This window comes from Arthrobacter sp. CJ23, assembly GCF_024741795.1.
GTDB lineage: Bacteria > Actinomycetota > Actinomycetes > Actinomycetales > Micrococcaceae > Arthrobacter.
This window is the reverse complement of sequence record NZ_CP102950.1, coordinates 1,719,339-1,740,196: the sequence shown is the minus strand read 5'-3', so window position 1 is coordinate 1,740,196 and position 20,858 is coordinate 1,719,339. Positions and strand designations below refer to the sequence as shown.

The following is a 20,858-nucleotide window of genomic DNA, read 5'->3' as shown; positions in this document are numbered from 1 at the left end:
ACTTCGCCTGCGGCTGTGTTGGCCGTGCGTCCTGCCGCCTAGCCGAGCGTCCTGGCGTTTAGGAGCGCGTCCGGCCGCTGACGCGCGACAGGTCCGCGGCCCCGATCATCCCGGCCCGCGGGCCCAAGGCCGCCAGTTCGATCCGTGCGGCGGGGCGGAAACCGCGTCCCGTGAGGTTTTCCTCGAACGCGGCCCTGGCCGGAGCGACCAGCAGTTCGCCGGCATCGCACATCCCGCCGCCGATGACGAACTTTCCCGGGTCCAGGGCTGCGGCCAGATTGGCCAGGCCCAGCCCGAGCCACCGGCCCTGTTCCGCCAGCAGTTCCTTGGAGCTGGCATTGCCCGCCAAGGCAAGTCCGGTCACCGCAAGGCCCGTAATCCCCTCGAGTTGTCCCCCGCTGCCGGCCAGCAGCTCCCGCGCCTCCGGCGTGCCGGAGGCGGCAAAGGCGCGCGCCTCGCGGCCCAGGGCGTTTCCGGAAGCGTACTGCTCCCAGCATCCGCGGTTCCCGCATTCGCAGGCGTGGCCGCCGGGCATGATGATCTGGTGGCCGAACTCGCCCGCCACCCCGAAGCGCCCGCGCTCCACGCGGCCGTCCATGACCATGGCGCCGCCGATGCCGGTGCCAAGGGTGATGCAGACAAGCCGGCTCTCGCCCTGCCCCGCACCGAAGCGCCATTCCGCCCAGGCTGCGGCGTCGGCGTCGTTCGTCAAGAGGACAGGCCGCCGCAGGAGCTTTTGCAGGTTGGCCCTGAGTGGCTCGTTCCGCCATGCAAGGTGCGGGCTGAACAGCACCGTGCCGCCGTCGAGGTCCATCCAGCCGGCCGCACCGATACCCACCGAGGCGATGCGGTGCCCGGAGGCAAGTTCCCGGACGAGGTCCACGATCACCTGTTCCACCGCGCGAGGGTCGCTTCCAGGGGTGGAGCGTCGGGCCTCAGCGAGGACGCGGCCCCCGGCGTCCACCACACCGGCAGCGACCTTGGTGCCTCCGATGTCGATTCCGATGGCCAGGCCCCTTCGGCCCAGATGCGTCCTGCGGCTGGCCCACGGCACGTCGCCCCAGCGGGCTGCGGGCCGACGGCGGGCCGCAGCGGAGCCGGACCAGGCCGATGGGCGGGGTCCGGGCTGTGGCGTGGGCGGGCTAAGTGGCATTCCGACATCTTATTCTGCACTGCCGCAACGGCGCCGCCATCTGGCGGTGTTGCCGCGTCTCCGTAGGCTGCCGATTGGCGGAGCAGGGGGCCAAAACCGTAAAGTTACTCGCCAGTAGGTGAAATAGGACACACCCCCGGAAACGGGCGTACTAGAGTAAGAGCAGCCCCAATGTGGTCTGTTGATATCGAAGGAGCTATTGTGCGTGAAATCAGTGTTCCGCCCCTTGTAAGCATCGCCCCTGAAACCAACACGACGGACCTTGTGATCCGCCAGGCCGCCAAGCCGTCCAACCCTGCCCTGTTCTCCAAGCTCAACGGCAACGGGCAGTGGCAGGATATCCGGGCCACGGAGTTCCTCGCCGATGTGCAGGCCCTCGCGAAGGGTCTGATCGCCAGTGGCGTGGGCCCCGGCGACCGAGTCGGCATCATGTCCCGCACCCGCTACGAATGGTCGCTGGTGGACTTCGCCATCTGGTTCGCCGGCGCTGTCACCGTCCCCATCTACGAGACGTCCTCAGCGTCGCAGGTCGCCTGGAACCTCGGGGATTCCGGCGCGGTTGCGGCATTCGGCGAGGCGGCCCACCACGAGGACATCATCCGGCAGGCCGTCGCTGCCGAGGCGATCAGCGCCATGTCCAACGTGTGGCAGCTTGAAGGCGGCGGACTGGACACCCTTCGCCAGGCGGGTGCCGGCGTCAGCGACGAAGTGCTCGAAGCGCGGCGCAGCTCGGCGGGCCTCGCCGATCTCGCCACCATCATCTACACCTCCGGGACCACCGGCCGGCCCAAGGGCTGCGAACTCACGCACGGCAACTTCGTGGAGCTCTCGGAGAACGCGCGGGCAGCGCTCGGCGACGTCGTCAACGAGAACGCCAAGACCATCATGTTCCTGCCGCTGGCCCATGTCTTCGCCCGGTTCATCTCCGTGCTGGCGGTAGCCGGCGGCGTGCAGGTGGCACACACCCCCGACATCAAGCACCTCTTGGCCGATCTCCAAAGCTTCCAGCCCACGTTCATCCTGGCCGTCCCCCGGGTCTTCGAGAAGGTCTACAACTCGGCGCTCACCAAGGCAGAGGACGGCGGCAAGGGTGCCATCTTCCACCGGGCCGTGGACACCGCGATCGAATACTCCAAGGCGCGCCAGTCCGGTTCCCTTGGCTTGGGGTTGCGCCTCAAGCACACGCTGTTCGACAGACTGGTGTACGGCAAGCTGCGGGCCGCCATGGGCGGCCACGTGGCACACGCCGTGTCCGGCGGCGGTCCGCTGGGCGAACGCCTCGGCCATTTCTTCCAGGGCATCGGCCTGCAGATCCTCGAAGGCTACGGACTCACGGAAACCACTGCCCCGATCACCGTCAACCGGCCCTCCCTCATCAAGATCGGCACCGTGGGGGCCCCGCTGCCGGGCAACTCGGTGAAGATTGCGGACGACGGCGAGATCCTCGCCAAGGGCTACTGCGTGATGAAGGGCTACTACAAGCGCGAGGACCTCACCGCGGAAACCTTTGTGGACGGCTGGTTCCGGACCGGAGACATCGGCGAGCTGGATGACGAAGGCTTCCTGAAGATCACCGGACGCAAGAAGGAAATCATCGTGACTGCCGGTGGCAAGAACGTGGTTCCCGCCCTGCTGGAGGACCAGATCCGTGCCGACGCCCTGGTGTCGCAGGTCCTCGTGGTGGGCGACAACCGGCCGTTCATCGCCGCCCTGGTCACACTGGACGAAGAGGCACTCCCGGGGTGGCTGGAGCGCCACGGGCTGCCGGCGACGACCACGCTGGCGCAGGCCACCGACAACGCCGTGGTCCGCGCAGCCGTCCAGGATCTGGTCAACCGGGCCAACCAGTCGGTGTCCCAGGCCGAGGCCATCAAGTCCTTCAGGATCGTTCCCGCCGACTTCACCGAAGCCTCGGGCCACCTGACCCCATCCTTGAAAGTCAAGCGCGCGCAGGTGATGAAGGACTTCGAGTCCGTTATCGAGGACATGTACTCAACACCCCGCGTGTCCTAGGCCGCGCACCGCTCCGCGCGGGCAGCGGAAGCACTAAAAGCAAGGAACCCCGTCCGGATTTCCGGACGGGGTTCCTCGTCTATGCGGTACAGGCTACCCGACGACGAGCAGCAGATCGCCGCCCTGGACCTGCTCCACGGCCGAGACGGCGAGGCGCGAGACGGTGCCCCCGACCGGCGTCGTGATGGAGGCTTCCATCTTCATGGCCTCGATCGTCGCAACGGTATCGCCGGCCTTGACGACGTCGCCGGCCTTGACCGTGACCGTGACGGCACCCGCGAACGGCGCGGCAACCTGGCCGGGCTGCGCGGGATCTGCCTTCTCGGCGGCCTTGACGTTGCTCACCACGGAGCGGTCACGGACCACCACGGGGCGGGACTGGCCGTTGAGTGTGCACATGACGGTGCGCATGCCCTTCTCGTCGGCCTCCGACACAGCCTCAAGCTGGGCGATCAGGCGGACGCCCTTTTCCAGCTCGATCACGTGCTCGGCACCGCGCTGCAGGCCGTACAGGTAATCACGGGTGTCCAGCACGGAGATGTTGCCGTAGCTTTCCACGCTCTTCAGGTAGTCCTTGGTGGGGCCGTCGAAGAGCAAGCGGTTCAGCGTGTGCTGGCGCGTCTTCGAATCGGACTTGAGCGCGGCGCTGTCCTCGGCGCTGAGCTCCACGTCGCGCACCTTGATGCTGCGGCCCTGCAGGGCCTTGGTGCGGAACGGCTCGGGCCAGCCTCCGGGAGGGTCACCCAGCTCGCCGGAAAGGAAGCCGATGACGGAGTCCGGGATGTCGTAGTTCTGCGGATTCTCGTTGAAGTCGGCGGGATCCGCGTTGAGGCCCACGAGGTGCAGTGCGAGGTCGCCCACCACCTTGGAGGAGGGGGTCACCTTGACCAGGCGGCCGAGGATGCGGTCCGCTGCGGTGTACATGTCCTCGATGGCTTCAAACTGCTCGCCCAGGCCCAGCGCAATGGCCTGCTGGCGCAGGTTGGAAAGCTGGCCACCGGGGATCTCGTGCTGGTAGACACGGCCTGTGGGGCCCGGCAGGCCGGACTCGAACGGCGCGTAGACGCGGCGCACGGCTTCCCAGTAGGGTTCCAGGGCGCTGACGTTGGCCAGGCTGAAGCCCGTGTCGCGGGGCGTGTGGGCCAGCGCCGCGACGAGCGCGGACGCGGCCGGCTGGCTGGTGGTGCCTGCCAGCGACGCCGAGGCGACGTCCACGGCGTCGACTCCTGCATCCACCGCGGCCAGCAGGGTGGCCAGCTGGCCGCCGGCCGTGTCGTGGGTGTGCAGGTGGACCGGGAGGTCGAAACGCTCGCGGAGGGCCGAGACCAGCTTCGCCGCAGCGGCCGGACGGAGCAGGCCCGCCATGTCCTTGATCGCCAGGATGTGCGCACCGGCGTCGACGATACGCTGGGCAAGCTCAAGGTAGTAGTCGAGCGTGTACAGCGTCTCGTCCGGGTTGAGCATGTCGCCGGTGTAGCACAAGGCCACTTCGGCGACGGCGGTGCCCGTGGCCCGTACTGCGCGAATGGCCGGCGCCATCTGGTTGACGTCGTTCAGGGCGTCAAAGATGCGGAAGATGTCGATGCCGGTGGCAGCTGCCTCCGTCACGAAGGCCTCCGTGACCTCTTCCGGGTACGGCGTGTAGCCGACGGTGTTGCGCCCGCGAAGGAGCATCTGCAGGCAGACGTTGGGCAGTGCCTGGCGCAGCGCGGCCAGGCGGTCCCAGGGGTCTTCACCGAGGAAGCGCAACGCGACGTCGTACGTGGCGCCGCCCCAGGCCTCGACCGAGAGAAGATCCGGCAGCAGCGAGGTGACGGCCGGGCCGGCTGCAACGAGGTCGCGGGTACGGACCCGGGTGGCCAGCAGGGACTGGTGGGCGTCACGGAACGTGGTGTCCGTGACGGCCAGTGCCTGCTGTTCGCGCAGGGCCTTGGCGAAGCCCTCCGGGCCGAGTTCCAGCAGCCTGTGGCGGGAGCCCTTGGTGGGAACGGGACCTTCGACGACGGGGAGCTTGCTCGCCGGGTCGGAGTGCACCTTGAGTTCGCCGTTCGGCTTGTTCACGGTGACGTCCGCGAGCCAGGTGAGCAGCTTGGTTCCACGGTCCGCCGAGATGTGGGACTTCAGCAGCTCGGGGCGCTTGTCGATGAAGTCGGTGGCGACGTTGCCCGCGATGAAGTCCGGGTCGGCCAGCACGGCCTGCAGGAACGGAATGTTGGTGGACACGCCGCGGATGCGGAATTCGGCGAGGCCACGGCGCGCACGGGCCACAGCGGCCGGGTAGTCGCGGCCGCGGCAGGTGAGCTTGACCAGCATGGAGTCGAAGTGCGGGCTGATCTCGGCGCCCGAGTACACGGTGCCGCCGTCGAGCCGGACGCCGGCGCCGCCGGCCGAGCGGTAGCCGGTGATCTTTCCGACGTCCGGGCGGAAGCCGTTGGCCGGGTCTTCGGTGGTGATGCGGCACTGGAGCGCCGCACCCTTGATGGAAACGGTCTCCTGGCTCAGGCCAAGGTCTGCGAGGGTTTCGCCCGAGGCGATGCGCAGCTGTGCCTGCACGAGGTCGACGTCGGTGATTTCTTCCGTCACGGTGTGCTCGACCTGGATTCGCGGGTTCATTTCGATGAACACGTGCTGGCCGGCGCGCTCGCCTTCGGTGTCGACGAGGAATTCGACGGTGCCCGCGTTGACGTAGTTCAGCGCCTTGGCGAAGGCGACGGCGTCGCGGTAGAGCGCCTGGCGGATGGACTCGTCCAGGTTGGGCGCCGGCGCGATTTCCACGACCTTCTGGTGGCGGCGCTGGAGCGAGCAGTCGCGCTCAAAGAGGTGCATGACGTTGCCCTCGGCGTCGGCCAGGATCTGCACCTCGATGTGGCGCGGACGAAGGACAGCCTGCTCAAGGAACATGGTGGGGTCACCGAAGGCTGCGTCGGCTTCGCGCATGGCTGCCTGCAGGGCGTCCGGCAGGGCTTCGCGGGTTTCGACACGGCGCATGCCACGGCCACCGCCGCCGGCAACAGCCTTGGCGAAGATGGGGAAGCCGATTTCATCGGCGGCCGCAATCAGTTCGTCGAGATCCTTCGAAGGCCGGCTGGACTTCAGGACGGGCACACCGGCCTTGCGGGCCGCTTCAAGCGCCGCGACCTTGTTACCGGCAAGCTCCAGGACCTCTGCCGGCGGACCGACGAAGGTGATGCCCGCGGCCTTGGCCGCACGCGCCAGGTCCGGGTTCTCGGACAGGAAGCCATAGCCCGGGTAGATGGCGTCGGCGCCGGCTTCCTTCGCTACACGGACAACCTCCGCAACGTCCAAGTAGGCGCGGACCGGGTGGCCGGCCTCGCCAATGAGGTAAGCCTCATCAGCCTTCTGGCGGTGGATCGAGTTTCGATCCTCATGCGGAAAGACTGCAACGGTCTTGGCGCCCAGTTCATAACCAGCGCGAAATGCCCTGATCGCGATTTCTCCGCGATTGGCCACCAGAATCTTCGAAAACATGCTTCTCCTGCATCATTGCGGGTGTATCGGTCGGTGGTCACAGTGTGTAATGCCGCCAGTGGCAAACACAAATCTTTGTGGCAACCATCACAAAGCAATCGTCATGTGGGCTGTATAAGCGTGCGCGCGGGTGACCACCGTGCTAGTGCCCACCCGGGACTCGGCGGGGCAGCCCGGCCGGGCGGGCCGGCGAGGCAGGCCCGCAAAGGCGGGAATCGGCCCCCGCGCAACATATGATGTTGAAGGGGCTTCGGTATGCCCCACCCCGGCACCGCCGGGCAAAAACACCGCGACACGGCAACCGGCGTTAGGTTTTGGGTTCTCAAGTGCAAGTAGTCAGCATCAGCAGCCTCAAGGGCGGAGTGGGAAAGACGTCCGTCACCACCGGACTGGCCTCGGCGGCACTGGCTGCCGGAATCCCCACGCTCGTCGTCGACCTCGACCCCCACGCAGACGCCACCACAGCCCTCGGGGTACAGCCAGGCGAACAGCTGGACATCGGCCGCATGCTGAAGAACCCACGCAAGGCAAAGCTCAGCGACAACGTGGCGAGCAGCGGCTGGGTGTCCCGTGCCAACGGCAACGGGGCGCATGCACATGTCCTCGACGTTGCCGTGGGATCCGCGTATACCGGCATCTATGACCGTCCTGACCTTGGCCGAAGGGACCTCCGCCGCCTGTCCGCCGTCCTTACCGGCAGCGAACGCTACGAGCTCGTCCTGGTGGACTGCCCGCCATCACTCAACGGCCTCACACGCATGGCATGGAACGCGAGCGACCGCGTGGTGCTGGTGGCCGAACCCGGCCTGTTCTCCGTGGCCGGCACGGAACGCACCATGCGCGCCATCCAGCTGTTCCGGCAGGAGTTCGCCCCGAACCTGGCACCGGGAGGCATCGTTGCCAACCGCGTCCGGAGCGGCTCGGCCGAACACACCTTCCGCCTGGGCGAAATGGAATCCATGTTCGGCGAGCTGCTGCTCGCCCCTCACATCCCGGAGCAGGCCAATTGGCAGCAGATCCAGGGCGCGGCCCATGCCGTGCACCACTGGCCCGGCGATTCGGCCAAGAACGCTGCCAAACTCTTCGACACCCTTCTTGAGAACATGCTGTCGGCGCAGAACGGCCTGCGGGACCGACGCCAGCGCTAACATCGGGGCCAGGCCAACACGGGGCCAGGCCTAGGCTGGACACAGCTGCATCAATGCAACCGCTTGGACACAGATACGCAGAAGGCCGCCTCAAGGGGAGGCGGCCTTCTGCGTATCTGTGCCGGCGGCGTCTGACGCGGGCCCAGCGCTTAGCTGATGCGGCGAGCGACGCGGCGCTTGCTCAATTCGTCGTCGGGAAAGGACTGCTCCGTTGCGTGCTCGCTGGGCAGCGCGGCGAGGCTGCCCTCGACCTCCCGCCAGACGCGGCCGACGGCGATGCCGAACACTCCCTGTCCGCCCTGTACAAGATCAATGACTTCATCGGCGGAGGTACATTCATAGACACTGGCGCCATCGCTCATGAGGGTGATCTGGGCCAGGTCCTCCACACCGCGTTCGCGCAAGTGCTCCACGGCTGTGCGGATCTGCTGGAGGGAGACCCCGGTGTCCAGGAGTCGCTTGACGACCTTCAGGACCAGGATGTCGCGGAAACCGTAGAGCCGCTGGGAGCCTGACCCTGCGGCCCCGCGGACAGCGGGCTCAACGAGGCCAGTGCGTGCCCAGTAGTCGAGCTGGCGGTAGGTGATGCCCGCGGCTTTGCATGCTGTGGGGCCGCGGTAGCCCGCGTCCTCGTCCAGCACGGGAAGGTCCTCCGTAAACAGGAGACCCTGGGCACCGCCCGCGTGCGCAGCAATGCCAGTCGAGGCCTGCTTCAGCTCGCCTGCTTCGCCTTTCGGACTCACGTGACCCTCCTTGTAGTAAGTTCCCCTGGGGAAGGTGCATCCAGCACGCAACACGTGGGCGAAACCCAGCCGTGTAGTCTCCGCGCAGGTCCACATTCCAGTGTGACTTGCGGGGGCAGTGTATGCAACGGGAACTTGATACTTCGACGTTAGGCCTGTGGAGGCCCAAGGTCAAAGACGTCGGAAGCAATTTCGGATCGTGTCGAAACCTTCAGCTTCAACTTCAACCTTAATTCCGTGTCAGCCCTCGAAATCCTCCGGCTCCACGTCGTCCAGGAATTCCCGGAACTTGCGCAGCTCGCCTTCCTCGTCAACGGCGGAATCCGGTTCGGCTTCCTCGCCCTCATCATGCTCGGTGATACGGACCCCTGCTTCCTCCATGACGGCATCAGCGCACCAGATCCGGCATTTGGCACGCAGGGCCAGGGCCAGCGCGTCCGAGGCCCGGGAACTGACCACTGTGCCGTTGTCGAACTGCAGCTGCCCGTAGAAGATGTTGTCCTCAACGGCCACGATATTGACGCTGATGATCGAGTGCCCCAGGGATTCGACAACATCGACCAGGAGGTCGTGCGTCATGGGCCTTGGAGGCACCACACCCTGCTGCGCCAAGGCAATGGCACTGGCCTCGGGTGTTCCGATCCAGATGGGCACGTGCCGTTCGCCGTTGATCTCGCGCAGGAGAACCAGTGGCTGATTGGACGGCAGCTCGATCCGGACGCCGACGATTTCGACTTCGATCATCAGGCGTCCATGCGGGAGATACGGTCCTGCACCAACGCCCGGTGCAGGCTCAGGCAAAGCTCGCTGATTTCGCGTGCGGCCTCGGCGGCCCGGGCCTGCGAGGCTGCGTCCTTCCGGGACGTCAGCGGCGCAACGGCCCGCTCAACAAGGCTGAACTCACGTTCGGCAGCGGCTTGAAACGGACGCAGGTGGCGCGGTTCCAGGCCATGGCCCTCAAGCTGGACACAGGCGCGGGCCACCTGGAGCGCATGCTCGTCGAACTTGCCGTTGGCGTGGCTGATGAGGCCAAAACTGAGCAGGGATTGAAGCAACGGCACGCTGGCACCGGACTCCGCACGCAGCTGCTCCTCGCTCAGGGCGCGGGCACGCCCGTGGATTTCGGCGGCGAGCGCTTCGGAAACGATCCGCGGAGACACGGTGACCCCGTCCGGCAGCTTGTCCGGGCGTTCCCCGCGGTCGATCGCGTCGAGGTAGTCCTTGATGACCTTCAGCGGCAGGTACTGGTCCCGCTGCAGGGCCAGGATGAAGCGCAGCCGTTCCACATCGCTGTCCGCGTACTGACGGTATCCAGCCGGAGTGCGCTTGGGGTTGATCAGCCCCTTCTCCTCCAGAAACCGGATCTTGGATGCGGTCATGGCGGGAAAGTCGTCGCTCAAAAGCGCGAGAACTTCCCCGATGTTCAGGACCTGGGGCCCTCGACGCTCCGGCTGGGCCATTGCCACAGAGTGGTTCCCCGGAATCAGACTTGGCCTGCTGCGCGGGCAGGGCTCAGGTAGTAGGTCAGCCGGAATTTGCCGATCTGGACTTCATTGCCGGTCTTCAACTGCACGCTGTCCACGCGGTCGTGGTTGACGTAGGTTCCGTTCAGGCTGCCCATGTCGACTACCTCGAAGCCGGATTCCGTGCGGTGGAACTCCACGTGCTTGCGGGAAACCGTCACGTCGTCAAGGAAGATGTCGGCGTCGGGGTGCCTGCCTGCCGTGGTGGTGTCCGAGTCCAGCAGGAAGCGGGCACCGACGTTCGGTCCGCTGTGCGCAATGAGCAGCGCGGAGTCCGGCGGCAGCGCTTCCACGGACGCCCGCTCTTCGGGGGCCAACTTGGGCGCAATTTTGGGCTCATCCCATACGGGCGTCAGGCTGATCGAGGTGGTCTCCGGCGTAGGCTGTTCGTCCGCACCGTTCTCGCCAGTGGTTTGGTTCTGTTCGCCGCCAACCATGGAATTCCTCCTCATCCGCCGGCTGCTGCTCGCTGCCGGCCACACCTTCGCCCGGTTCCGCCGGGGAAATCGGTTTGCTGGCCCGCCTTCCCGGCTCCCGCTAACGCAGGAGTACCAGCCGGGCGGGCCAGATAACTTTAGCCTACCTGCTGTTCATACTCGGATGAACTGAGCAGCGACTCCACGGCGTCCGCCTCGGCCAGTTTGACTTCCAGGAGCCAGCCTTCGCCGTAGGGGTCCGAGTTGATCAGGGACGGGTCCGTGTCCAGCGCCTCGTTGCGGGCCACCACCTCACCGGATACCGGCGCGTAGATGTCGCTGACGCTCTTGGTGGATTCAACTTCACCGACGACGTCGTTGCCGGCCACGGTGGTGCCGGCTTCCGGCATCTGGGCGTAGACAACATCGCCCAGCGCGTCCTGGGCAAAATCAGTGATTCCAATCCGCACAATGCCCTCGGCATTGGGGGCAGTGACCCATTCGTGTTCGGCAGTGTAGGAAAGATCGGCAGGAATGTTGCTCATCGGTCGCCTTTCATCGGGACTGTTACTGACCTCGACGGCGGACCGGGCTTCCGGCCACCGCTGAAAGTATATGCACAATCGCCTTCCCTCCCCAGAGGCGTCTGGGATCATGGAAGTGTGTCTGATCCGGTCCCCACCGGAATGTCCGCAAAGGAAGCTGACAATGCCCGAACTCCCCGAACTCGCAGCAATGGCCACGTTCCTGGACGGGCAGCTCAGCGGCGCCGTGATCACCCAAGTGCAGTTCCCGAATTACTTCTCACTGAAGACCAAGGAACACCCGCCGGAGGAACTCCAGGGGCGGACGGTCGAATCGGTGTCCCGGCGGGGAAAGTTCGTCCTCCTCAAGACGGCTGCGGGCCCGGATGCACTGTCTGCACCGGGCTCCCCCGTGACGATGTTCCTGGCTTTCAACCTGGCGCAGGCAGGCTGGCTGCACTTCATGGAGAAAGCCGTGGGTCCCGTGGACAAGCCCGGATTCATTGCAGCGCGGCTGAACTTCGCGCGGAACGGCCAGGACGTGTCTTTCGACCTCACTGACGCCGGGACGTGGAAGGGCTTGGCCGTCTTCATCGTCAACGATCCGGCGGATATCCATGGCATCGCCGAGCTGGGCCCGGAACCAATGGAACCCGGCCTTGGCCTGGAGGAGTTCAGCAGGCTGTTCAGCGCGAGACAGCAACTCAAGGCACTCCTGAAGGATCAGAAAGTCCTCGCCGGGATCGGAAACGCCTACAGCGACGAGATCCTGCACGCCGCAAAGTTGTCGCCCTTCGCAACGGCCTCATCCCTGGATCCACAGGCTGTTGAACATCTCTTCAACACCATGAGGTCCCTCCTGACGGACGCCGTACAGCAGGCCACGGGCAAGCGGCCCGAAGATCTCAAGGCCCTGAAGAAATCCTCCATGCGGGTCCATGGACGGACGGGACAAGCATGCCCGGTCTGCGGGGACACGGTACGGGAAATCGCGTACACCACCGGATCGCTGCAATATTGCCCCACGTGCCAGACCGGCGGGGAAATCCTCGAGAAGCGGCGCCGCGGCAAAGCCGACTAGGCAATCCGGGCGAACTTGCGGCAGCGCGCCCGGGCCTCTGCCATGATGGACGCATGATTGAACAAGCGCAGGTACCTGCCAGGAAAAAAGGCAACTGGGGAGCCAAGATCATTCTGGTCGTCGTTGCCTTGCTCATCGCCGTGGTCAGCTACTTCACCCTGTCCGCCATACTTCCCCGCTGGTGGTCCGACGTCATTGCCGGCCAGATCCGCCGCGATCTCGGTGCCAGCGTGCTCGTGGGCATGTTCTACGGTTTCGTGTTCACGTTCCTCCCGTTGCTGGTTGCGTGGCAGGCGACGCACAAGGCCATCACATGGCCGTGGAAAATCGTCATCGTGCTCCTGGCCGTAGCCGTCGCCACACCCAACCTCCTGACGGCCGGCATCGTCTTCGGCTCCTCGGAATCCTCGCATGCCGGCCAGCGGACGCTAAGCGTGGACGCAGGCTTCTTCACCACCTGGACGGCCATTTCGGCGATTGCGGCCGCAGTCGCCTTCGTGGTGGCGGTCATCCTCTGGACGGTGTGGCGCAGCCGGGGCAAGAAGGTCAAGGCCCTGAAGCAGGCCGACAACGAACGGCTCAAGGCCGCCAAGCAGGCCGAGAAAGAAGCCCGCGACGCCGAACGCGCGGCAGCCGGCCGCCCGACGTCGGGCCCCGCAGCGTTCCTCGACGAGGCAAAGGGGCGCGTCGCCGATGTCTTCGACGGCAAGCCCGACCTGGACGGCAAGCCCGACAAACAGTAGATACCGGGAACAGCGAAAAGCCCGCCGCGGTGATCCCGCGGCGGGCTTCCCTGCTTGCTGGCCAATGACCATTGGCCAGGGTCAGGCGACGCCGGCAGCCTGGGGTTCGCGTTCGACGTCGGCGGTTGGCTCTTCCGCCCCAGCTCCCCTGCGTCGGGCGGCGGCCGCCGCGGCCAGCATCACGAGCAGCCCGGCAACGGTGATTCCGGCCCCCGCCCAGATGGGCGAGGTGTACCCGAGGCCGAGGGTGATGGTGACGCCGCCCAGCCAGGCGCCGAGCGCATTGCCGAGGTTGAAGGCGCCGATGTTGGCGCCGGACGCGAGCGTCGGGGCGGAGGCCGCGAAATGCATGACGCGCATCTGCATTCCGGGAACGGCCGCAAAGCCGACGCCGCCCATGAGGGCAAGGGAGAAGACCGTGGCAACGGGGCTGCTTGCCGTGAGCCCGAAGAACACCAGTACGGCCACGAGGGCCAGCAGCGCGGTGATCAGCGTCTTGTCCAGGGCCTTGTCCGCCGCCTTGCCTCCGACGAAGTTGCCCACGAACAACCCGACGCCGAAAGTCACCAGGAGCCACGGGACCGCGCCCGAGTCGAAGCCGGAGACCTCGGTCAGGGTGAAGGCGATGTACGTGAAGGCGCCGAACATGCCGCCGTAGCCCAGGATCGTGACAAGGATGGACAGCCAGACCTGCTCGGATTTGAACGCGCCGAGCTCGCTGCGCAAGCCCCTGCCGGGTTCCGCGCTGCTACGCGGGACCAGGAAGGCAATGCCGAGCAGTGCGACCACGCCAATGGCCGTGATGGCCCAGAAGGTGGAGCGCCAGCCATGACTCTGCCCCAGGAGGGTGCCGAAGGGAACGCCCAGGACGTTGGCGGCCGTGAGCCCGGTGAACATGATGGCAATGGCGCCGGCCTTCTTGTGCGCCGGCACGAGGCTCGCTGCCACCACGGAGCCGATGCCGAAGAAGGCACCGTGACAGAGGGCGGCAATGATGCGCCCGAGCAGCATCGCCGGGTAGCTGTCGGCAATCGCCGAGAGCAGGTTGCCGACAATGAACAGGACCAGAAGGCCCAACAGCACGGGTTTGCGCGGCAGCCTGGTTACTGCGGCGGTCACCAGCAGGGCGCCCACCGTCACGCTGAGGGCGTAGCCGGAGATGAACCAGCCGGCGGAGGCTTCGCTGACGTTGAAATCGGCTGCGACCTCGGGCAAGAGGCCCATGATGACGAATTCGGTCAGGCCGATGCCGAATCCGCCGAGAGCCAGGGCAATCAACCCTGCGGGCATGTGGTGCTCCTTAAATGGGACAGGTTCCTTGGGGAAGTGGATGTGCGCCGCCGGGAACCGTAGAATATTAGTTGCAGGCGCTTCATACATAGTTGCACACGCCAGATAATTGCGCAAGCAACTACTTTTTGCGGTGCCGCCATTTCAGATTCAGGCAGGAGCACAGAAGACATGGGCATCAAGGACGACGCCGTAGAAGTACGCGCGCAGGGCTGGCGGACGCTCGCGGCATTGCACGGCAGCATCGAGACAGAGCTCGAGAAGGCGCTTCAGTCCGCCGTCGAGCTCTCCGTGGTGGAATACACGGTCCTGGACGCCCTGAGCCGCCAGGACGGCTGGCACATGCGGATGCAGCAGCTGGCCCGCGCCACCGCACTGTCGAGCAGCGCCACCACGCGCCTGGTGAACCGCCTGGAAGACCGCGGCCTGCTGACCCGCATCCTATGCGCCGACGACCGCCGCGGCATCTACACCGAACTTACGGCTGCCGGCCAGAAACTGCTGCTGGAGGCCAAACCTGCGCACGACGAAACCCTGGCTGCCGCGCTGGCCGCGGCAGAGCTGGTTCCGGAGCTGGAGCCGCTGGTCAAGGCCCTGGGGGCGTTGCAGGGGGTGTAAGCGGGACTGGGTGCGTCCGCACAAGAGCGCGCTCAGCACACCTCCTTGAACGCGAAAAACCCCGCCGCTCCCTCTCGGGAACGGCGGGGTTTTTCATGCGGTCGGGCTGACAGGATTTGAACCTGCGACCCCTTGACCCCCAGTCAAGTGCGCTACCAAGCTGCGCTACAGCCCGCCTTGCCTGACCGTTATCGCTATTCGCGGCCGTTCAAGCAACGCGTATTAGCCTATACGAAAGCTGCCCGGATGAGAAATCGAGGGCCGTTCAACACACTGTGTCGCCGCGCAGCACAGCGAAAGCGAGAAACCAGCACACCACGACGGGTTCTTGCCCGCGTTCTTGCCCAATTCAGCCAGCCCGACGGCAGCTCCCTCGCACGCCGATGTCCTTGGGCACAGGGGCGCGTCAAATGGTGGCGGTTTGAAAGTATTTCCCGGCCCAAAGTGATCAGCAGTCACCCGGCGTTGCGTGCGGACCGTGACGCCAGTGTGCGTCGCGGGTATGGGTGGGTGATCCACGTAAGTTCGGCCGGTTGGGCTGGTCCATTCCAGCACCCCGGCCCCGGCTTGCCGGGTTTTCCACGGCGAACGGTGCTTGAGCGTGTGGTGGCGCCTGCAAAGCCCGACTTGGTTGCCGGTTTCCGTGGGCCCGCCGAGGGCGGCGTCCTGGGTGTGGTCCACGTCCAGATCACGTGCTTTGATCCCGCATCCAGGGAAACGGCATCTGCTGTCCCTGGATGTCAGCAGCCGCTTGAGCTCCTCACTGGGCCGGTACCTGTCCACGGAAAGCACAGCACCGGTGAACGGGTCCGTCAGTACCCTGTTCCACGCGGCTGCCTGGCCGGCGAGGATTCTGGCGGTACCGGGGTCGATGGGATGGCGTCCGTCCATGTCGGCCGGGACCTGTTCCGCGTTTCCTGCGGTTGTGCTGATTGCGGCTGCGTTGCCCGCGGCACGGGCGGTTCCCCCATCAATCAAGTTCAGGACGGGGACGGTGACAGCCGCCCGTGCTGTAATGGCTGCCAACAGCCCGTCAGGTGTGTCATGGCCGGTGGGAGCGCCGCGCAACAGCACGTCCGATAGGAGGTCGGCGCGGAGCTGGTCGACGTTTCGATGCATTCCGGCAGGACAGGGGGCCTGGTTTGCCTCGGCTTGTGCGTGGGCGTGGGCCATGCGGGTGAGGCGATCGTGGATGCCGTGTGCAACTGCCGCGGGCAGCACCGCGGCCAGCTCGGCCATGCCGTCTGGTAGCGGCGTCACCCGGACATGTCGTTCCGCCACGGCCCGTTCATGCCGGAGCGTCAAGGCCTCGGGCTGGACCTTCTCGGCTTTCCGGACAGCCAAGCGGCGCACCCGTCCAGGCGCCTGCTGCTCGGCGCAGGCCACCACCACGGCTTCGTGGCGTGCCAAGGCGGAAGGATAGCCCAGAGACATGCCGGCGTCCTGGATCACGCGGCGTGGGCGAGACTGATCCTGCCCTGCGCGAGGGCTCCGAAGGTGGCTGGGAAGCGGTCCAGAAGCTCCACCGCTTGGCCCATTTGCCGCTGCACCGTGCGATCGTTGGTGCGCGTGGCCGTGGCGATCTCGGCCGCCACCGCACGCTGGGCCAGTTCCGCCGAACGTGAATCCCAGCCCGCGGCCGTGAATCCCGCTCCTGTTGAACCGTTCAGCGCAGCACTGCCGTGGTTCATCACCTCCGCCAGCCGGGAAGCCATGGCGAGCGTGTACTCCCGCAGTGACTGCAGGCTTGCGATCGCCTTCTCAACGGACTCGAGGGTGGAGACCATTCCGCCCGACGCCAGCATGGATGGGACGCCGCGTCAGATTGCGGGGTCGTCTCAACCAGGCTGATGATTTCCATGAAGTGATCACATCACCGACCACCGACATTATTGCTCCAGAGCGGGCCGAGGCGCCCACCCCCTAAAGGAACTGCCGCCACCCCCGGCGTACGCAAACGGCGCGCCTCCCCGCTAAGGGGCGGCGCGCCGTCGTCGTACTAAAGAAGAGAGTTACTTCTTCCGTCCACGCTTTTCACGGACACGCATGTTAACCTCGATGGGCGTGCCCTCGAAGCCGAACGTCTCGCGCAGACGGCGCGTGATGAAGCGGCGGTATCCGGGGTCCAGGAATCCGGTGGTGAACAGCACGAACTTCGGCGGGCGGCTGGAGGCCTGCGTGCCGAAGAGGATGCGGGGCTGCTTGCCGCCGCGGACCGGGTGCGGGTGCGCTGCAACGAGCTCGCCCAGGAAGGCGTTCAGGCGGCCGGTGGGGATACGGCGGTCCCAGCTCTCCAGCGCGATGTCCAGCGCGGGCACCAGACGGTCCTTGTGCCAGCCGGTCTTGGCGGAGATGTTGACGCGCGGCGCCCACTCCACGTGTGCCAGGTCCTGCTCGATTTCGCGTTCCAGGTAGCGGCGGCGCTCGTCGTCCAACAGGTCCCACTTGTTGAACGCGAGGACCAGCGCACGGCCGGACTCAATGGCCAGCTGCAGGATGCGGACGTCCTGCTCGCTGAGCACCTCGTCGACGGCCAGGAGCACGACGGCGACCTCGGCCTTTTCGAGCGCGGCCTGCGTGCGCAGGGAGGCGTAGAAGTCTGCGCCCTGTGCCATGTGCTGGCGGCGGCGGATGCCTGCGGTGTCCACGAAACGCCAGGTGCGGTCACCGAGTTCGATGAATTCATCCACAGGATCGCGGGTGGTTCCGGCAAGGGTGTCCACAACCACGCGTTCGGTGCCGGCAAGCTTGTTCAGCAGAGAGGACTTGCCCACATTCGGGCGGCCGATCAGGGCGATGCGGCGGGGTCCACCGGAACGCTCGACGCCTTCCACCGTGGAGTACTCGGGCAGGGTGTCCATGACATGGTCGAGGAGGTCGGCCACACCGCGGCCGTGCAGTGCGGAGACCGGGTACGGCTCACCGAAGCCGAGACCCCAGAGCGTTGCCGAATCGGCTTCCTGGGCAAAGTCGTCCACTTTGTTGGCCACCATGATGACCGGCTTCTTGGACTTGCGCAGCATCTTCACGACGCCTTCGTCCGTGGCGGTGGCGCCAACGGCGGAGTCCACCACGAACAGCACGGCGTCGGCGAGCTCCACGGCCATTTCGGCCTGCTCGGCCACACGGGCGTGGATGCCCTTGGCGTCGTGCTCCCAGCCACCGGTATCGACCAGCGTGAAGTTGCGGCCGTTCCAGTTGGCGGAGTACATGACGCGGTCACGGGTGACGCCGGGGGTGTCCTCGACGACGGCCTCGCGGCGGCCGAGGATACGGTTCACCAGCGTGGACTTGCCCACGTTCGGGCGGCCGATGATGGCCAGCACCGGGTCCAGCTTCAGCGGGCCGTCTTCGCCCTCGTCTCCGTATTCGCCGCGCAGCAGGGCTGCATCGTCTTCGTCCAGCTCGTAGTCGTCCAGGCCGGCCAGCAGGGTGGCGGCGCGGAGCTCGGCCTCGTCGTCGTCCAGGGCGGCAAGGTTTTCAGCCACCTGGTCGGTGCCGGTGGGCGTGTATTCGTCGTCGCCGGCTCCATGGTTGCCGGATTTTTGAGTCGTATCGCTCATTGCACTTTCCTTAGTGGTGGTCTGCCGGCGTCCCGGCTACTGCTTTTTGACGATGCTGCGGAGTTTGTGGACCGGGCACGGGGTCCTTCGGAAGGTCCTGCCCGGTGGTGTGGATGGCATCCCGAATGTGCTCTGCCAATGCGTCGCGGATTTCCGCAGCCGCCCTGTCCATTGAAACACGCCCGGGCTCGCCGTTCCGGCGCTGCACGGTGAGAGGCTCGCCGAAGCTGACGTAGAGCCGGCGCCGCGGCCTGGGGATGTGGTCGCGGTGCTCGTTGCCAGTCCGGGTGCCGAGGATGGCCACAGGTATCACGGTGGCCCCGGAATTCAGGGCCAGCCAGGCAACGCCGTTGCCGATGCTTTCGGCTGCGCCGCTCCCCCGGGTTCCCTCGGGGAGAATCCCGACGCAACGGCCGGCGTCGAGCAGTGCCTTGCCCAGGTGCAGGGCCGCGCGGTCTCCCGCACGGTCCACCGGAATCTGGCCCGAGCCGCGCAGGACGCGTCCCAGGAAGCCCGCGAACATCTCCTTCTTGACGAGGATGTGCATGGGCCGCGGGGAGGCGCCGAACATGACGGGACCATCCAGCATGCTGATGTGGTTCCCGGCGAAAATCACCGGACCTGCTGCTGGAACGTTCGCGCGGCCGGTGACGGATGTCCGGTAGACCACGTGGTCGATGAGCCAGCCGATCGGCCGGCTCCAGAACCTGGTCCACGAGGCCGGGAGTGCCTGCTCAGTCACCATAGATGACCTTGCCGACAATGTTGAGCGCGGTGTCCACGGTTTCCTCGAAGTCCAGGTCCGAGGAATCCAAGGTCACCACGCCATCGGCCGCCTGGGTGAAGTTCACCACGGTGGAGTCCTTGGCGTCGCGCTGGATGACCTGGGCGGCTAGCTGTTCCTTGCTCTGTGTGCCGCCGAGCTGGATGCCGCGACGGCGGAGCCGTGCTTCCTCGCTGGCGGTCAGCAGCATGCGGACTTCCGCTGCAGGCGCGACGACGGTGGTGATGTCACGGCCCTCCACCACCATGCGGTGGTGGTGCTGTTCGATGAGCCGACGCTGGCGCCGGATCAGCTCGGTGCGGGCACCGAGGGTGGTGGCCACGGCACTGACGGACGACGAGATCCGAGGGTCCCGGATCTCCTCGGTGATGTCCGTTCCGTTGACCGCCACATACTCGGTGCCGGTGCTGGTGCTGATTTCCAGCGGCATGGTCTTGGAGGCCTGTTCGACGGCGGCACCGTCCGTGAGGTCGATGCCGTTGTTGAGGCAGTACCAGGTCAGCGCCCGATACATGGCGCCCGTGTCCAGGTACGCCAGTTTCAGGCGCCTGGCCACTTCCTTGCTCACGCTGGACTTGCCGGACCCGGAGGGGCCGTCGATGGCAATCAGCAGCGGCTTTCCGGGGCGGGCTACCGTCTCGGGTCCGAAGAATTCACGCGTCATTACTGGAGTACCCGCCATCCACGGTCAGTCAAGGCTTCTACAAGGAGGTCGTGCTTGTTGGGCAGCACGGAGAGCTCCACCATGCCCACGTTCTGGCCGGACGAGTGGTCCAGCCGGAGGTCTTCCACGTTCACGCCGATCTCGCCGATTTCGGTCAGGAGCCGGGCGATCTGGCCCGGACGGTCGTCCACCAGAACTGTCAGCCACGAGTACGCCTGGGGCGGACCGCCGTGCTTGCCCGGGATCCGGGCCTGGCCGGCGTTGCCTTCGCTGATGAGCTGGGCAAGGTCAAGCCGGGCACCGGGTGCCAGGGGATCCTCCAGGGTTCCGATGAGCCGGTTCAGGTCCTCCCGCACGCCGTGCAGGATGGTGACCACCTTGTCCGCGTTGCCGCCGAGGATCTGCACCCACAGGGTGGGATCGCTGGCGGCGATGCGGGTGGTGTCCCTGAGTCCGTTGCCGGCCAGGGACAGCGCATGCAGCGGCGTGCCCTGCAGCCGGCTGGCCAGCAATGAGGACATGAGCTGCGGGACATGCGAGACCAAGGCCACCGCTTCGTCGTGCTCATCGGGGGTGAACTGCGAAACGATCGCGCCCAGGTCGCCCGCGAGGGAGCGCGCCACCTGGAGCGCCTCCCCGCTGCTTTCCTCGCCGGGGCACAGGACCCACGGCATGGACGTGAACAGCTCGCCACGGGCGGCAACGGGCCCGGACTTTTCGCGGCCCGCCATGGGATGCGTTCCCACGTAGCGGGCCAGGTCCACGCCGCGCTGCCGAAGGTCTCCCTGGATAGCCGCCTTGACGCTGGCAATGTCCACCACCACGGCGTCCGGGTAGTCCCGGAGCGCACGCTCGACGACGTCAGCCGTCACATCGGGCGGCGCAGCGACAACCACCAGCTGCGGCTGTTCCTGCAGCTCGGTCAGCGGCCGGCCCGCCCCGATGTCCACGGCCACGGCCTGGTTGGTGGGCGAGGGGTCCGACAAGTAGACCGGGACCCCCCGGCCACGCAGGCCGAGGCCGATGCTGGCGCCGAGCAGCCCTGTACCGAACACGACCACCGGACCATCAAGGTGTCCCCGGCCGTGCGTGCGGAATGCCGTCAT

General features: G+C 66.4%; 19 protein-coding genes and 1 tRNA gene. 5 read left to right on the top strand and 15 right to left on the bottom strand.

Features of this window, described 5'->3' with window-relative positions:
- Positions 1 to 58 precede the first annotated feature (58 nt).
- Positions 59 to 1,153, bottom strand: coding sequence for an ROK family protein (locus NVV90_RS07710; protein ID WP_258440592.1), 1,095 nt, complete (start codon positions 1,151 to 1,153; stop codon positions 59 to 61).
- Between the two features lie 201 nt (positions 1,154 to 1,354).
- Between NVV90_RS07710 and NVV90_RS07705 the strand changes: the two genes are divergently transcribed.
- Positions 1,355 to 3,166, top strand: a complete 1,812-nt coding sequence (locus tag NVV90_RS07705) for a long-chain fatty acid--CoA ligase (RefSeq protein WP_258440591.1) — start codon at positions 1,355 to 1,357, stop codon at positions 3,164 to 3,166.
- 93 nt (positions 3,167 to 3,259) lie between these two features.
- On the opposite strand, the gene NVV90_RS07700 is transcribed toward NVV90_RS07705, so the two are convergent.
- On the bottom strand, positions 3,260 to 6,655 hold the full coding sequence (locus NVV90_RS07700; RefSeq protein WP_258440590.1) for a pyruvate carboxylase: 3,396 nt from the start codon (positions 6,653 to 6,655) through the stop codon (positions 3,260 to 3,262).
- Between the two features lie 326 nt (positions 6,656 to 6,981).
- Between NVV90_RS07700 and NVV90_RS07695 the strand changes: the two genes are divergently transcribed.
- Positions 6,982 to 7,803, top strand: a complete 822-nt coding sequence (locus tag NVV90_RS07695) for a ParA family protein (protein ID WP_258440589.1) — start codon at positions 6,982 to 6,984, stop codon at positions 7,801 to 7,803.
- Between the two features lie 149 nt (positions 7,804 to 7,952).
- Here the strand turns inward: NVV90_RS07695 and NVV90_RS07690 are convergent, their stop codons facing one another.
- From NVV90_RS07690 to gcvH, 5 genes are all read right to left on the bottom strand, one after another.
- Positions 7,953 to 8,546, bottom strand: a complete 594-nt coding sequence (locus NVV90_RS07690) for a MerR family transcriptional regulator (protein WP_258440588.1) — start codon at positions 8,544 to 8,546, stop codon at positions 7,953 to 7,955.
- A 240-nt stretch (positions 8,547 to 8,786) separates the two neighbouring features.
- Complete coding sequence (locus tag NVV90_RS07685) at positions 8,787 to 9,290, bottom strand: bifunctional nuclease family protein (protein ID WP_258440587.1); 504 nt, start codon at positions 9,288 to 9,290, stop codon at positions 8,787 to 8,789.
- Complete coding sequence (locus tag NVV90_RS07680; protein WP_258440586.1) at positions 9,290 to 10,006, bottom strand: MerR family transcriptional regulator; 717 nt, start codon at positions 10,004 to 10,006, stop codon at positions 9,290 to 9,292. Before NVV90_RS07680 ends, NVV90_RS07685 begins: the two co-directional genes overlap by 1 nt.
- A gap of 23 nt (positions 10,007 to 10,029) precedes the next feature.
- On the bottom strand, positions 10,030 to 10,506 hold the full coding sequence (locus NVV90_RS07675; RefSeq protein ID WP_258440585.1) for an FHA domain-containing protein: 477 nt from the start codon (positions 10,504 to 10,506) through the stop codon (positions 10,030 to 10,032).
- A gap of 137 nt (positions 10,507 to 10,643) precedes the next feature.
- Positions 10,644 to 11,030, bottom strand: a complete 387-nt coding sequence (gene gcvH, locus NVV90_RS07670; protein ID WP_258440584.1) for a glycine cleavage system protein GcvH — start codon at positions 11,028 to 11,030, stop codon at positions 10,644 to 10,646.
- A 163-nt stretch (positions 11,031 to 11,193) separates the two neighbouring features.
- On the opposite strand from gcvH, the gene NVV90_RS07665 reads away from it, so the two are divergent.
- Complete coding sequence (locus tag NVV90_RS07665) at positions 11,194 to 12,090, top strand: DNA-formamidopyrimidine glycosylase family protein (protein ID WP_258440583.1); 897 nt, start codon at positions 11,194 to 11,196, stop codon at positions 12,088 to 12,090.
- A 53-nt stretch (positions 12,091 to 12,143) separates the two neighbouring features.
- Complete coding sequence (locus NVV90_RS07660) at positions 12,144 to 12,833, top strand: hypothetical protein (protein ID WP_258440582.1); 690 nt, start codon at positions 12,144 to 12,146, stop codon at positions 12,831 to 12,833.
- An 81-nt stretch (positions 12,834 to 12,914) separates the two neighbouring features.
- On the opposite strand, the gene NVV90_RS07655 is transcribed toward NVV90_RS07660, so the two are convergent.
- Positions 12,915 to 14,123, bottom strand: a complete 1,209-nt coding sequence (locus NVV90_RS07655) for an MFS transporter (RefSeq protein ID WP_258440581.1) — start codon at positions 14,121 to 14,123, stop codon at positions 12,915 to 12,917.
- A 171-nt stretch (positions 14,124 to 14,294) separates the two neighbouring features.
- Between NVV90_RS07655 and NVV90_RS07650 the strand changes: the two genes are divergently transcribed.
- Complete coding sequence (locus NVV90_RS07650) at positions 14,295 to 14,741, top strand: MarR family winged helix-turn-helix transcriptional regulator (protein ID WP_258440580.1); 447 nt, start codon at positions 14,295 to 14,297, stop codon at positions 14,739 to 14,741.
- Positions 14,742 to 14,842: 101 nt separating this feature from the next.
- Here the strand turns inward: NVV90_RS07650 and NVV90_RS07645 are convergent.
- The 7 genes from NVV90_RS07645 to NVV90_RS07615 form a co-directional block, all read right to left on the bottom strand.
- Positions 14,843 to 14,916, bottom strand: a tRNA-Pro gene (locus NVV90_RS07645).
- A gap of 47 nt (positions 14,917 to 14,963) precedes the next feature.
- The gene (locus tag NVV90_RS07640; protein ID WP_258440579.1) at positions 14,964 to 16,151 is read right to left on the bottom strand and encodes an HNH endonuclease signature motif containing protein; all 1,188 of its coding nucleotides are present in this window, start codon (positions 16,149 to 16,151) and stop codon (positions 14,964 to 14,966) included.
- Positions 16,152 to 16,189: 38 nt separating this feature from the next.
- Entirely contained in the window at positions 16,190 to 16,528 is a 339-nt protein-coding gene (locus NVV90_RS07635; protein ID WP_258440578.1) for a 13E12 repeat family protein, read from the bottom strand.
- A 225-nt stretch (positions 16,529 to 16,753) separates the two neighbouring features.
- Positions 16,754 to 18,304 (bottom strand): ribosome biogenesis GTPase Der, encoded by a 1,551-nt coding sequence (gene der, locus NVV90_RS07630; protein ID WP_258440577.1) that lies wholly within the window; start codon positions 18,302 to 18,304, stop codon positions 16,754 to 16,756.
- A 10-nt stretch (positions 18,305 to 18,314) separates the two neighbouring features.
- Entirely contained in the window at positions 18,315 to 19,049 is a 735-nt protein-coding gene (locus NVV90_RS07625; protein WP_258440576.1) for a 1-acyl-sn-glycerol-3-phosphate acyltransferase, read from the bottom strand.
- Positions 19,039 to 19,752 (bottom strand): (d)CMP kinase, encoded by a 714-nt coding sequence (gene cmk / locus NVV90_RS07620; protein ID WP_258440575.1) that lies wholly within the window; start codon positions 19,750 to 19,752, stop codon positions 19,039 to 19,041. The genes NVV90_RS07625 and cmk overlap by 11 nt, the downstream gene beginning before the upstream one ends.
- Positions 19,752 to 20,858 (bottom strand): prephenate dehydrogenase, encoded by a 1,107-nt coding sequence (locus NVV90_RS07615; RefSeq protein ID WP_258440574.1) that lies wholly within the window; start codon positions 20,856 to 20,858, stop codon positions 19,752 to 19,754. The genes cmk and NVV90_RS07615 overlap by 1 nt, the downstream gene beginning before the upstream one ends.

Bases quoted from the DNA above. Each gene is read 5' to 3' on its own strand.
- NVV90_RS07710 (WP_258440592.1), bottom strand. From the start codon at position 1,153: ATGCCACTTAGCCCGCCCACGCCACAGCCCGGACCCCGCCCATCGGCC.
- NVV90_RS07700 (WP_258440590.1), bottom strand. From the start codon at position 6,655: ATGTTTTCGAAGATTCTGGTGGCCAATCGCGGAGAAATCGCGATCAGG.
- NVV90_RS07685 (WP_258440587.1), bottom strand. From the start codon at position 9,290: ATGATCGAAGTCGAAATCGTCGGCGTCCGGATCGAGCTGCCGTCCAAT.
- NVV90_RS07680 (WP_258440586.1), bottom strand. From the start codon at position 10,006: ATGGCCCAGCCGGAGCGTCGAGGGCCCCAGGTCCTGAACATCGGGGAA.
- NVV90_RS07675 (WP_258440585.1), bottom strand. From the start codon at position 10,506: ATGGTTGGCGGCGAACAGAACCAAACCACTGGCGAGAACGGTGCGGAC.
- gcvH (WP_258440584.1), bottom strand. From the start codon at position 11,030: ATGAGCAACATTCCTGCCGATCTTTCCTACACTGCCGAACACGAATGG.
- NVV90_RS07665 (WP_258440583.1), top strand. From the start codon at position 11,194: ATGCCCGAACTCCCCGAACTCGCAGCAATGGCCACGTTCCTGGACGGG.
- NVV90_RS07660 (WP_258440582.1), top strand. From the start codon at position 12,144: ATGATTGAACAAGCGCAGGTACCTGCCAGGAAAAAAGGCAACTGGGGA.
- NVV90_RS07655 (WP_258440581.1), bottom strand. From the start codon at position 14,123: ATGCCCGCAGGGTTGATTGCCCTGGCTCTCGGCGGATTCGGCATCGGC.
- NVV90_RS07650 (WP_258440580.1), top strand. From the start codon at position 14,295: ATGGGCATCAAGGACGACGCCGTAGAAGTACGCGCGCAGGGCTGGCGG.
- NVV90_RS07635 (WP_258440578.1), bottom strand. From the start codon at position 16,528: ATGGTCTCCACCCTCGAGTCCGTTGAGAAGGCGATCGCAAGCCTGCAG.
- der (WP_258440577.1), bottom strand. From the start codon at position 18,304: ATGAGCGATACGACTCAAAAATCCGGCAACCATGGAGCCGGCGACGAC.
- NVV90_RS07625 (WP_258440576.1), bottom strand. From the start codon at position 19,049: ATGGTGACTGAGCAGGCACTCCCGGCCTCGTGGACCAGGTTCTGGAGC.
- cmk (WP_258440575.1), bottom strand. From the start codon at position 19,752: ATGACGCGTGAATTCTTCGGACCCGAGACGGTAGCCCGCCCCGGAAAG.
- NVV90_RS07615 (WP_258440574.1), bottom strand. From the start codon at position 20,858: ATGACGGCATTCCGCACGCACGGCCGGGGACACCTTGATGGTCCGGTG.